This window comes from Streptococcus sp. CCH5-D3 (assembly GCF_001556435.1).
Classification (GTDB): domain Bacteria; phylum Bacillota; class Bacilli; order Lactobacillales; family Streptococcaceae; genus Streptococcus.
In genome coordinates, this window is sequence record NZ_LSIW01000069.1 from 53952 (window position 1) to 66492 (window position 12541).

A 12541-nucleotide genomic window follows, 5' to 3' on the forward strand; every position below is an offset into this window, starting at 1 on the left:
AAGAAAATGTATATTTCTAAAATTAAACTAGTAAACTTTAAGAGTTTTAAAGGAGAGCATGTTATTGAATTCTCGGAAGGTGTAAATTTTTTCGTAGGAAACAATAACTGTGGTAAGACGACAATTTTTAAAGCAATTGAATTCATTCAGGGTGGAAAAAACAAGTTAGATTTTGTAACTCAGGGTTTTGAGACTGAAAATGTATCTGTCGAACTTGAATTCAAAGGCGCGGATCTCAGTGAAATAGTTAATGATGAAAATCTAAATCTGAGTAAATACAGTGACTATGTAATCGACAATGAAGATGGTACGTATAGTCTTAGGGTTTTAAGGTCATCTCAGGAATGTGAAGTGACACAAGGCAGAAAAACAGTTTCTTTAGATATCTCAAAAGTAAGGATTTATAATCCAAATTCAACTGAGGAAGACGATATAAAGAGGTTTGAAAACCCTACTGGCATTGATAGGACGATTACTGCTTTATTTGATGCTCAGTTTGTATATTCGGATATAAAAAATGAAGATTACCAGGATTTTGGTAAGACGAAAATAATTGGCAAAATAATTAATGACATAACAAAAGATTTTCAAAAAGATGATATTTGGAAAGAGTTTCAAGATGCCCATAAAAAGACTTTTGGAGATGAAGGATTAGGCAAAATTCTTAAGGGAATTGCGACTAAAATTTCAAAGGTACTAAAAGAACAATATGGAGATGGTGAAGTTCAATTTAATTTTGGATTGCCAGAAATTGATAATTTCTTTAAGACAGGCAGTTTGCTTCTTTCGGATAATGGTATAACGACTTCCGTATCGGAAAAGGGTACTGGAATGCAACGTGCATTAGCTCTAAGTTTAATTCAAGTTTATGCTGGAGTTCTTGATACTGAAGAGGCTACACCGTCTAAACCAATTATGTTTTTTATTGATGAGCCTGAGACATTTTTACATCCTAAAGCGCAAGATAAACTTATTGATTCACTCAATAAAATTTCTGAAAAATATCAAGTTTTTATCACTACTCATTCTCCCTATCTATTGAAAAAGTTTGATAGTAGAACTCAGCAAATCAATATTTTTTCCAAGAATGACGACGGGGTGAATTCTGTATCTGATAAGCGGAAATTAAATTTATTCGGAACTACCTCGCCGACAATAGGAGAAATAAATTACATTGCTTTTGAAGTAAACAGCGTGGAATTTCACAATGAACTATATGGATTTGTCCAAGCAAAAGCGATTGATGAGGATGAAAAAAATTACTACGAGAAAGATTTCGAAAAATGGCTTGTAGATAAAGATGTAGCTCAAGATAAAAACTATCATCGTTTATTAAAAAACGGGGATATTCAGCAAGAGCAAAAAACTCTTCCAACCTTCATTCGTAATATCATCCATCATCCAGAAAATCTAAATAACAGCTATACTGTAGAAGAACTGAAAGAGTCAACAAAGTTACTTTTAAATATTTTACATGATTTAGCGTAAAATAAACAGGACGTCTTTACATAGACGTCCTGTTTTGGGTTATAGGCATAATATCATTTTGGACTGCTGTCTGAGCTGTGGTATAATGTTCCTATGGAAAAACGAATGAAAGAGCTGGTTGTTAAACTTAACCAGTATGCAAAAGAGTATTATACGGAAGATAATCCATCAGTGTCAGATGCCGAGTATGATAAGCTTTATCGTGAGCTTGTAGCTTTGGAGGCTGAACATCCAGAACTTGTTCAAGCAGATAGTCCAACACATCGTGTGGGAGGGCTGGTACTTGATGGTTTTGAAAAATATCAACATGAGTATCCGCTTTATAGTTTGCAGGATGCTTTTTCACGAGAAGAGCTAGATGCCTTTGATAAGAGGGTTAAGGACGAATTTCCTAATGCTGATTATATGGCTGAACTCAAAATCGATGGGCTTTCTATCTCCTTGACCTATATGGCTGGTATTCTTCAGGTAGGTGCGACACGTGGTGATGGTTCTGTAGGTGAGAATATCACTGAAAATGTCAAGCGTATCTCAGATATTCCTCTGAAGTTGGACCAACCTCTTAATATTACGGTGCGTGGGGAGTGTTACCTGCCACGGGCTGAGTTTGAACGCATCAACATCCAACGCCAGGAAAATGGTGAGGCCGAATTTGCCAATCCACGTAATGCTGCAGCAGGAACTCTTCGTCAATTAGATACCAAAGTGGTTGCAGAGCGTCGTTTGGCGACTTTCCTTTATCAGGAAGCTAGTCCAACGGAGCGTCTCACACAAAATGATGTCTTAAATGAAGTGGCAGAACTCGGTTTCTCTGTTAATCCACGACGCATTGTCACATCATCGATGGATGAGATTTGGGACTTTATTCAAGCTGTTGGAGAAGATCGTGATCACTTGGCCTATGACATTGATGGTGTTGTCATCAAAGTCAATAGTTTGGCTATGCAAGAAGAACTCGGTTTTACAGTTAAGGCGCCACGTTGGGCCATTGCTTATAAATTCCCGGCTGAGGAAAAGGAAGCAGAGCTTCTCTCAGTGGACTGGCAGGTAGGTCGTACGGGTGTAGTAACGCCGACTGCTAATTTGACTCCAGTGCAATTAGCGGGGACAACGGTTAGTCGGGCCACCCTTCATAATGTAGATTACATTGCCGAAAAAGACATTCGTATCGGTGATACCGTAATTGTCTACAAAGCTGGTGATATTATCCCTGCTGTACTTCGTGTAGTAGAGAGTAAGCGTACGACACAGGAGCCGATGGAAGTACCGACGCAATGTCCATCTTGTGGCAGTGGTCTTTTACATTTTGAAGATGAAGTTGCCCTACGTTGTATCAATCCTTCTTGCCCTGCTCAGATCAAGGAAGGCCTGATTCATTTTGCGTCTCGAGATGCCATGAACATCGCAGGTATGGGACCTTCAGTGGTTGAAAAGCTCTTTAAAGCTGAATTGGTTAAAGATGTGGCTGATATCTATGGCTTGAACAGTCAGGATTTCCTTCAATTGGAAGGTTTCAAGGAAAAGTCGGCTGAAAAACTTTACGCAGCCATTCAAGCATCAAAAGAAAATTCTGCAGAGAAATTGCTCTATGGCTTGGGTATTCGTCATGTTGGCGCCAAAGTTAGTAAGCAGTTGCTAGAAGCTTTTGGCAGTATACAAGAGTTAGCCAGTGCGGATGTCGAGGCTATTGCTACTGTAGATGGTTTAGGAGAGGTTATTGCCAAGTCCATCCAGCGCTATTTTGCTAAGGAGGAGGCCCAAGTTCTTATGAAAGAACTGGAATCCTATGGCGTTAATTTGTCCTATCTTGGACAAAAGGTGGCAGATGATGCTATCTTATCTGGTAAGACAGTTGTTTTGACAGGAAAATTGGAACATCTTAAACGTAGTGAAGCAAAGGCAAAACTAGAAGCTCTGGGTGCTAAGGTGACAGGTTCTGTCTCTAAGAAAACAGATTTAGTAGTTGCTGGTAGTGATGCCGGAAGTAAGTTGGAAAAAGCACAAAGCCTAGGAATTGAAGTAAAAGATGAGGCTTGGTTGCTGGATTTATAGGAGTTCAATATGAAACAAAAACGTGCCCGCTTAATTTATAATCCAACATCTGGACAAGAAATTATGAAAAAAAATGTTGCCGAGGTCTTGGATATTCTGGAAGGTGCTGGCTTTGAAGCGTCAGCCTTTCAAACAACACCAGATGAGAACTCAGCAAAAAATGAGGCCACTCGTGCGGCCAAAGCAGGCTTTGACTTAGTTATTGCTGCTGGTGGCGATGGTACAATCAATGAGGTTGTTTCTGGGATTGCCCCGCTTAAAAAACGCCCACAAATGGCGGTTATTCCAACGGGAACGACAAATGACTTTGCACGCGCCTTGAAGATTCCAAGAGGAAATCCTGTTGAAGCAGCCAAGGTTATCGCTAAAAATCAGACCCTTCAGATGGATATTGGCCGTGCCTATGATGACAAATACTTCATCAATATTGCGGCTGCTGGTTCCTTTACGGAACTAACCTATAGCGTACCTAGTCGCTTAAAGACAGTACTTGGTTATTTGGCCTACCTTGTTAAGGGGGCAGAGTTGTTGCCACAGGTAAAGAAGGTTCCTGTTCGTATTACGCATGACGAGGGTGTCTTTGAAGGTGGTCTTTCCATGATTTTCGTTGCCTTGACCAATTCAGTTGGTGGCTTTGAAACGATTGCCCCAGATGCTAAACTGGATGATGGTAAATTTACTCTAATCATGGTTAAGACAGCTAACCTCTTTGAATTGGTTGACCTCATTCGTCAAATTCTCCAAGGTGGTAAACACATCTATGACAAGAGAATTTCCTATATCAAAACGAGCTCGCTGTATATTGAGCCTTTAAGTGATGATCGTATGATGATTAACCTCGATGGCGAATACGGTGGTGATGCACCAATTCATCTCCAAAATCTGAAGAATCATATTGAATTTTATGCAAATATTGATGAGATTTCTGATGATGCCATCACTCTTCCAGATACAGATGAATTAGCTCTTGAAGCCATCGCACAAAAATTCAGTACAGAAGCTGAAAAAATTGAGAATGACTAATGTTAAACCTTTAAGCAACCTAAGATAGGTTGCTTTTTAAGTATATTTGTAGAAAATGACGCTTTCATTTGTTACAATAGAAAAAACTGGGAAATTGTTATATAGAATATTTAGAGGAGTAGAGGTTTAATAAAGAGAATGAACATTATTTAAGTGATGATCATCTAAAGAATGGTGATCAGGCTTTCGAGTCGGCTTTTCGTAATAAAGGGCCAGAGTTTGAATCTGCTTTTCAGGAGGAAAAAGCTGAGAAGCGGCATTTCTTTTTGACTCTTGCTCTACCACTGATACTCTTAAGTGTGAGCTGGGGCTCGGTCTTCTTATCTTGGAAGTATAAGCCGATAATTGTGTATCTGGCTGTAATTGTGGCATGTTTTGTCCTTGCTATCATTCTCTTTAGAATGGGACAGAAGCTAGGTAGATTTCTCTTCGCCGCTATCGTCGTTGGCTTGATTGGACTATCCTTCTTTGCCACTTTAGGTGGTTCTGTCTATCGAGGGGCTATGAAAAAATACAGGTTGATTCAGCAGGTGTCTCAGTCAGATTTTGATGAGGATAAACCTGATAGCGATGATCCCAAAGACTACGAAGATGAGTCTGCGATTATAACTGGACGGAAGAAGATTTTGAAAATCTGAAACCCAAGGCGGATACCTTACGTTCGATTATTAAAAGTCATGGTAAGGGTAATTATGTCGAGATGGAGTCTAGTGGTCTCAAGGTGAGATATGACCGTGGAGATAGCAATGAGTATAGTGATCTCTCTTTTGTGAAGGACGAAAAGGGACGCTTTGTCTATGATGGTGGAATAGCGACGTATCCCCTTGATGGCGTCACTGAGGTTGATAATTATAGCAGTAATTGGACGGAAGAGCAGATAAATAGCTTACGTACTAAAGACCAAGACTATCTGGGTCCAGTAACATCCTTGTCTGAGGTAGTGAGGGAACATTCTCAGGCAAGAAGGGCATGGAGAAGTATCAACGTCCATTCATCAGGAATCATACATAAGTCAGTTGATCTTGATTACACTGATCAGAGTAGTCCTATTGAGAAAGCACAATTGTTAAGACTATCTTTTGAGTATAACGAAAAGAAAAAGGACTATTATTTGAGCTATAATTCTGTGGCTCGTCGCTACTAGGGATGACTATCTATGATAATGAATAACTAAACAGCAATTTTTTAGTAATAAGAGGTTTGATTATAAAGGGGGATTTTATAATGACAGCATCAAAAACCAAACGTCTCTTATATTTTATGTCCGAATTGGAAAAGGGAAATGACATTTCAAAAACGGACTACCTAGCTCGCTTTGGCATAAGTGAGCGTACCCTTAAAGAGGACGTGAGTGAACTCAAGGAAAATTTGACTGAGTTACGTCCAAATATGAAGGTTAAGTATTCTAGAAAATACGGTTCCTATCATGCCCAGTATGAACAGGGCTATGGTAACCTTAAATACAATCAGGCAGTTATCCTATCTAAGATTCTTTTAGAGAGTCGTGCCCTTCGAAAGGATGAAGTAGCAGAAATTATCAACATCTTTGTTGAGAGGGCTGTAGACGACAAGGAGCGCAGACGTATCAAGCGATTGACTGAGCTAGAACTAGATAGTTATCAAGAACTTAAGATTTATCAGGATAAAGATAAGTCACTTTTACCAGCTATTTCTGCCATTTTCGATGCCATTGTGGACCAACGTCCTTTGTCTTTTAGTTACCGTAAGCCAGGGGAAAAAGTGGAGGAATATAAGGTCTTTCCAATTTCAGTCATTTTTGATAACCATTATTTCTACTGTATTTCTTACAAACTGGATGATAACTTTTCTTGTGATTATCAGTTCTCTGAAATCCGTTATTTCCGTGTCGATCGTTTTCAGACCATTCCTAAATCTGAAAATGACGTCGCCTTCACGCTCAGTCCAGAACAACAAGCCCGTCTCATTACAGATGAGCAGGTGCGTTACCAGGCTTTCTCAATGCTTTCTGGGAATGAGTGGGCTCGAATTACCTTTGAGTATAAAGGTCTCTACCGTGATGTTTTGGAGTCCGATATTCCAAAACTGAAATTGCTAGAGGAAAGCACTAGTGAGGGTGTTGATCAGGTTCGTTATGAGATTGAAACCTTTAGTTTACTAGGTTTCCAAAAGTATATTCAACGCTTTGATGGGGATTTTGTTTTCCTCAAGATTGAAGCAATGGATAATTAATGAAAAAGGCATTCGATTATCCGAATGTCTTTTCAAATCTGACAAAAATAGTATAATTGTGTTAAAATAGGAATACGGAAGCGTTATCATTTTCATAAGGAGGAAAATATGAAAGAAAAGAAAAAAGAAATGCAAAAACAAGTCTTAACTCTTCTAGGAATCTTGATTTTTGCCTTTGTCAATGTGTTTATCTTTGATAATAAGATGGGCGCTGGTTTTTCTGCCTTCTCAACTATCACCCTGATGAGTATTGGACTCTTGTCTAAGCGCACCAGTCTGCGAGTTTTGGCTATTATTTCCTATCTCATCAATGTGGTAGCAGCTCTTTTTGGCTTCAACTATGTTGGTTTTCTAACAGCAGTTCAGGCCATTGAACTTATCTTCGTTATCTGGTATCTTTACCCACGTGACACGTTTTTGAGACGAGATACAACTGATAAATACACTTATCGCTATCGTTGGATTCATTTGCTTTTGACGGTTTTAATCTCAATTGGAGGTTATATCGTTTTTGCAGTTGTTTCTAGTATTTGGAATGGTTCCTTCTTAGAATACGGTGGGAACACAGCTCTTATCTTTGCTATGCAATATTTGCTCTTTTTGAGCATTACCAAGTCGAGACAAGATGAACCGACCAAGGTTGCCCATTTGTTCCAAAAGGAACGCCGTACTAAGGAAATGAAAGCGGCAATAGAGGCCGAACGCCAAGCCAAAGAAAGAGCACTTGCACAAGCCTTCGAAGTACCTTTGAAGGCACCAAGTCAAACAGCTGCAAAATTTGGTAACAACATAGTCAAATTTGCATCTGTCTGGCTATTGGTAATGGACATGTCCATCTTGGCTTACTTCTTCCGTCCAAATGATGTTGGTTTCGGGTTTGGCGCCTTCTTTGTACTCTTGACTATTGTCTTGTCCTTGATTTTCAAATCTGAGGAAGACAAAGAGGACGTTTTCTCTATCATCTATCATAAGGTTCGTCCTATCCAACCTATTTTCTTCATTTTACTTTTGATTGCCCATGCGCATAAGTTTAGCTATGGTGCTGCTTACGCTCTCTTGTTCTCAGCTGCCTATTTCTTCTGGGCTATCAATAAGATTAATATGAAGACTCTCTTGACCTTTACAGTCATCATTTATTTCTTCCCAGTCTTTGGTTATCTCTCTAACCCTTACCGTCTAGGTGCTGAAAACCTTAAGATGGTAGGTGAACTGGTGACAGATCGTGATAAGTCTAATACCTTCTATCTTGGTCATTATTGGTCACTTTTAGGCTTGCAAAGTGATGGTGAGTATGAAGGAATCCCTGCTTCTTGGCAGGCTGCTAAGTTCGCTGATATTCAGACATTCTCTGATGACAGTGATATCACTTCAGGTGTCTTCCAAGTGAATAGTCACAATGACTATGATTATGATTTACATTTAACAAATAACAAGGGCACCATTGAAGTCACAACTGGCTCTGGAAAAGATAAGAAAGAATTCCAGTTCACGGAGTTTAGCAGAAGTTATTATCGATATGAAAAATTGAAAAAATCGGATAACCAAAAGCGTTATAAAGATTTTTACAAGATAGGTACTGTTTCGACTAAGTTGGGAACCTATAATCTTTACCTCGAAATGAATCAAGATTGGGTTGATGACTATCAAAAAGATCCTACTAATGTTGACTACCGTTTACTTATCTCTGGCGACAAACTGACACCAAAAGAAGCTTACGAAAAAACATATCATTATTAACAAAGAAAACATCTCTGCAATTGCAGAGATGTTTTTGTCTGTTTAGTCTTTGTATCCTCGTTTAGCTAACTCGCGTACAAGTACAGCTCCCAAGATTGAAGGCACTAATTGTCCTAATAGCAAATTGAAAACGAGAGCAAAATAAGGAAGTTTGAGTAAGGCGCTAAGCCAGATTGGTACCACTAAGGCAGGAATGAGTAGGATTGGAAGAATGATAAACCAGCTAGATAACTTAGCTTTACGGATGAGGTAGATGCTACCGGTTGTTAAAAAGCTAGCAAAGAAGCCACCAACCACGTCAATTAATCCCAATCCGCCAAAAGAGTTACCAATAGCATTGGCTATGCTGATAGGGAATACCAAAAATGGAAAGATATAAGTTAATCCATATAAAGCAGTGGCCAGACGCATCTGAACCGCACCAAAGGAAACGGCTTGTGAAGCAAAGAGGATAGCGATATAAAGGGCCATCATTATAGCTGACAGAACGAGCTTTTGAGTGGTGTTAAGTTTTGTTTTCATATTTCTCCTTAATTATTGGGCATAGTAAAAGAGTAGCAGGTCTACTCTTTTTGTGATTTATGTCTAGAGATACTTTATAAATCAATCTCTAAGACAATAGGTGTGTGGTCTTGGCGATCCCCAGAGTCAATCATGTCTGACTTTGTGACCTTATCGGCAATACGATTTGAAGTCAACCAGTAGTCGATTCTCCAGCCTGTATTGTTGATTTTAGATGTTTTGCTACGTTGAGCCCACCAAGTGTAGGCTCCTGTAACGTCGCCATTGAGGTGACGGTAGGTATCTGTGAATCCTTTGGCAAGGAGATTAGTGAAACCAGCACGCTCTTCATCAGTAAATCCTGGTGAACGACGATTACTTGAAGGGTTAGCCAAGTCGATTTCCTTGTGGGCAACATTATAGTCACCAGTCGCAAGAACTGGTTTCTGAGCGTCCAATTCAGCTAGGTAATCCGCATATTTTTCATCCCAGATTTGACGTTCAAGCAGACGTTTGAGGCCATCACCAGCATTTGGTGTGTAGACCTGTGTCACAAAGAAATTGTCAAATTCAAGAGTGATGATGCGCCCTTCACAGTCCATAGTTGAAGGTGCTCCGATTTCAGGATAGGTAATGACTGGATTCAGTTCTTTTTTATACAAGAACATGGTTCCAGCATAACCTTTACGGGCAGGTTCAACAGATGAACGCCAAGTATTGTCATAGTCAGGGAAGTAGTCTTCCAAGATTTGCAGATGTTTTTTAGTCGGCCCTTTAGCAGACAGTTTTGTCTCTTGAATAGCAATGATATCTGCATTTTCAGCGACTAAAGTGTCGATAACAGCACGTGATAATTGAGCGCGTGCAGAATCACTAGTAAGAGCGGCGTTTAGGGAATCAATATTCCAAGAAATTAATTTCATGTGTACAGTTTCCTTTTTTGAATATTTCCTTTCTATTGTAGCAGAAAATAAGGTGTCAGGCGAGTTATGGGCTTGATAAGGGAAGCTAGGAGGAGTATACTTATCTTAGATTGAGAGGTACATACTAATGAAAAAGCAATCGTACATTTATTACTTGTTTTGGGCTCTCTTGTTGTTACAAATCATTCTTACAATCATGATTTGGTGGTCACAGGGGCTAGTGCTTCCTCTTGTCATTTTTCCAGGGATGAGTGTCTTCTTTTTATTTTACTTAAGGTATCTCTTAGGCTACAACCTTAAGCAATCTCCCTCAGAACCCTTATTTGTCCTCCGTAGGTATGGCCTTGGAACTAGTTTAAATCCCAAAAATCCCCTAGGCTATAAGATTAGTCTCCTACTAGTTGTGGGTGTTTTAGTTCTCCTTTTCTGCCTAACCCTATTAGCCTTTCTTGGAAAATAGAGTCTTAGGCTTTTTTATTGTTAGTTATCACTAATTAGTGATAATGTTATTCTAATAAAAAATTAAAGAATCACTGGAGAAGAGATTTATGACGATTGAACTTGGCATTTCAACTTTTGCAGAAACAACCCTCCTAGAATCGACTTGTTTGTCGTTATTTTGAAAATAAAGGATAATTGGTTGAAGGTAAACCTCAAGTTCTCTCTACTATTGTCATCATCCCTGTTCTATGATAGGATGGAAGATAATTGATAAAGAGAAGAGGAAAATTATGCGAAAGCTATCAGAAGCAGAATGGATAAGTCGTTTTGAGCAAGTTCAAGGGCGTAAACCGAAACCTGATGAACTACAATTAGCTTATCAGTCTGGCCTTATTGGAATCTCGAAAAATTATAATTATATCTATATTCTTCTGGGGGCTCTAGTAGCAATCGTCGTTGGTATTGGCTTGACTCTAGTCTCTAGTTCAATGAAGAACGTCAAACAGACTAGGTCGTCTGCCACAGTGGCTAGCTCGATATTCTCATCGACAGATAAGGCTAATGCCAAGCCAAGTACGTCATCAATCGAAAATGCGAAGACGAGTGAATCTAGTAGTGCAAGTATTGATACACCTGACGCTAACCATGCTAAGGAAGCCTATACTGAAAATCCACGTTGGACCAATGACAAAGCTAGTCGACTTGCTAGTTTGATGGTTTCTTGGGGCAATCAGATGAATCAGCCAGGATACAAAGAAATTACCAATGAAGCCTCTTCCTTGCCTATCCGTTGGATGTCGGACCATAACCAGACTGTGGATGCTACTTATGCTGCAAATGGTAATAGCAATTCGGAGTATACCATTGTTTCGGTATACGAGAGATGGGAAAATGTATCTGTTCACCGTTATTTCTTTACCATTAAAAAAGATGGGACTCCCTTTGTTCTTTATTCACCAACTACTAATGGTGGCGTGTATTATGTCAAAGAAACAGAAAACGCAGACCTTAAATCGGGGTATGCAGATATTGTAAACAATTAAAAACTAGGATTCCAGTTGGAATCCTAGTTTTTAATTTGAAGATAAGTCAAGCTGTGCTCAATTCTTTTACAGTCATTCGCTCTTATTTAACCTTCTTAGCTAACATGGTTGCAAATTGAAGGGCAATGGGATTGCCATATTCATCCAAACGGTGAAGGTGACCAATATTTTCATTGTACTTGATTAATTCCCAGTCACTATAGTAGTTTTTCAACTCGCCTTCTTCAAACGTAAATGGGAAAGGCATGGTACAAGGGTGCTCCTCAGTGTCCATGGCACAAACAATTAGGTTGTAACCACCAATGACTGTACGCTCTTGCATATTCTTGATAATAGCCGGAATTTGATCGGGATCAAGGAACATAAAGACGACTGTTGAGAGGATGAAATCAAAGGTCTCAGACTCAGGAAGAGCAGCAGCATTGATATCGTAGTAACCAGCTCTAACATTGTAATTTTCCTCATCTGCAATCATTTGGATGCGTTGTGTAGCTTCGTTATTAACATCAACGGCTGTAACATCATGCCCAAGAGATGCCAAATAAAGAGCGTTACGACCGTGACCACAGCCTAGGTCGAGGGTGCGACCAGGTTTGATATGGCCAGATTGGACTGCTTCAAGAACCTCGGAGTGAGCCTTAGTGTCATACTTTTTAGTCATGTAGTCCTCAGGTTTACAGTAAAAAGAAAGATAGCATTCCAAATCATCTGAAGCAGCAGCGATGCGATGCCAAGCTTGTGGTTCAACAAAAGGAATCTCTGTCTCGGGAGTAAAGAGGTGCTCTGCAGTAACCTCCCCCTCTTCATCTAATTCGTAGAAGTGAAGAGATCCTGATAGAATGGTCAATTTAGCCCAAGTTCCCACCTTAGTATTGTGTTTTTGCGTTACCATTTCTGGCAGTGTTGTAGCTGTCCAGTTTGGTAAACGTTTGTAGCAAAGAAGTTGCTGATCTATAGTCATTTTATGAGTTCCTTTCAAACGGTATGGCTCTATTATAGCAAAAGTATGGAAAAAGAAAAAAGGCCTAGCCGGGTAAGCTAGACGATTTTCTTGTGAGAGATCTGATAATCTAGGAATGGGGGAAAAGTGTTTGGGGAAGATAGGTATAAATGTTAAGAAGG

At 39.5% G+C, this 12541-nt stretch carries 12 protein-coding genes; 8 read left to right on the plus strand and 4 right to left on the minus strand.

Features of this window, described 5'->3' with window-relative positions; translation table 11 throughout:
* Nucleotides 1-6 precede the first annotated feature (6 nt).
* The 3 genes from AX662_RS04705 to AX662_RS04715 all read left to right on the plus strand — a co-directional run bounded on the left by AX662_RS04705 (nt 7) and on the right by AX662_RS04715 (nt 4563).
* The gene (locus tag AX662_RS04705; protein WP_004183148.1) at nt 7-1488 is read left to right on the plus strand and encodes an AAA family ATPase; all 1482 of its coding nucleotides are present in this window, start codon (nt 7-9) and stop codon (nt 1486-1488) included.
* Nucleotides 1489-1581: 93 nt separating this feature from the next.
* Entirely contained in the window at nt 1582-3540 is a 1959-nt protein-coding gene (ligA, locus tag AX662_RS04710) for an NAD-dependent DNA ligase LigA (protein ID WP_060971753.1), read from the plus strand.
* A 9-nt stretch (nt 3541-3549) separates the two neighbouring features.
* Entirely contained in the window at nt 3550-4563 is a 1014-nt protein-coding gene (locus AX662_RS04715; protein ID WP_021143749.1) for a diacylglycerol kinase, read from the plus strand.
* Nucleotides 4564-4689: 126 nt separating this feature from the next.
* On the opposite strand, the gene AX662_RS10955 is transcribed toward AX662_RS04715, so the two are convergent.
* Nucleotides 4690-4935, minus strand: a complete 246-nt coding sequence (locus tag AX662_RS10955) for a hypothetical protein (RefSeq protein ID WP_229040626.1) — start codon at nt 4933-4935, stop codon at nt 4690-4692.
* 29 nt (nt 4936-4964) lie between these two features.
* Here AX662_RS10955 and AX662_RS10960 point away from each other — a divergent pair, with 29 nt between their 5' ends.
* The 4 genes from AX662_RS10960 (at nt 4965) to AX662_RS04730 (ending at nt 8511) form a co-directional block, all read left to right on the plus strand.
* Nucleotides 4965-5201: a hypothetical protein gene (locus tag AX662_RS10960; RefSeq protein WP_229040627.1), complete on the plus strand. Its 237-nt coding sequence runs from the start codon at nt 4965-4967 to the stop codon at nt 5199-5201.
* A gap of 62 nt (nt 5202-5263) precedes the next feature.
* Nucleotides 5264-5707, plus strand: a complete 444-nt coding sequence (locus AX662_RS10965) for a hypothetical protein (RefSeq protein WP_229040628.1) — start codon at nt 5264-5266, stop codon at nt 5705-5707.
* An 80-nt stretch (nt 5708-5787) separates the two neighbouring features.
* Nucleotides 5788-6774, plus strand: coding sequence for a helix-turn-helix transcriptional regulator (locus tag AX662_RS04725; RefSeq protein WP_060971754.1), 987 nt, complete (start codon nt 5788-5790; stop codon nt 6772-6774).
* Nucleotides 6775-6882: 108 nt separating this feature from the next.
* Nucleotides 6883-8511 (plus strand): hypothetical protein, encoded by a 1629-nt coding sequence (locus tag AX662_RS04730; RefSeq protein ID WP_060971755.1) that lies wholly within the window; start codon nt 6883-6885, stop codon nt 8509-8511.
* A 42-nt stretch (nt 8512-8553) separates the two neighbouring features.
* On the opposite strand, the gene AX662_RS04735 is transcribed toward AX662_RS04730, so the two are convergent.
* Complete coding sequence (locus tag AX662_RS04735; protein WP_060971756.1) at nt 8554-9033, minus strand: QueT transporter family protein; 480 nt, start codon at nt 9031-9033, stop codon at nt 8554-8556.
* A gap of 74 nt (nt 9034-9107) precedes the next feature.
* On the minus strand, nt 9108-9935 hold the full coding sequence (locus tag AX662_RS04740) for an exodeoxyribonuclease III (protein WP_002884246.1): 828 nt from the start codon (nt 9933-9935) through the stop codon (nt 9108-9110).
* Between the two features lie 731 nt (nt 9936-10666).
* Between AX662_RS04740 and AX662_RS04750 the strand changes: the two genes are divergently transcribed.
* Nucleotides 10667-11419 (plus strand): DUF4767 domain-containing protein, encoded by a 753-nt coding sequence (locus AX662_RS04750; protein ID WP_014634886.1) that lies wholly within the window; start codon nt 10667-10669, stop codon nt 11417-11419.
* Nucleotides 11420-11501: 82 nt separating this feature from the next.
* Here the strand turns inward: AX662_RS04750 and tehB are convergent, their stop codons facing one another.
* Nucleotides 11502-12380, minus strand: a complete 879-nt coding sequence (gene tehB, locus AX662_RS04755; RefSeq protein WP_060971758.1) for an SAM-dependent methyltransferase TehB — start codon at nt 12378-12380, stop codon at nt 11502-11504.
* Between the last annotated feature and the right edge of the window lie 161 nt (nt 12381-12541).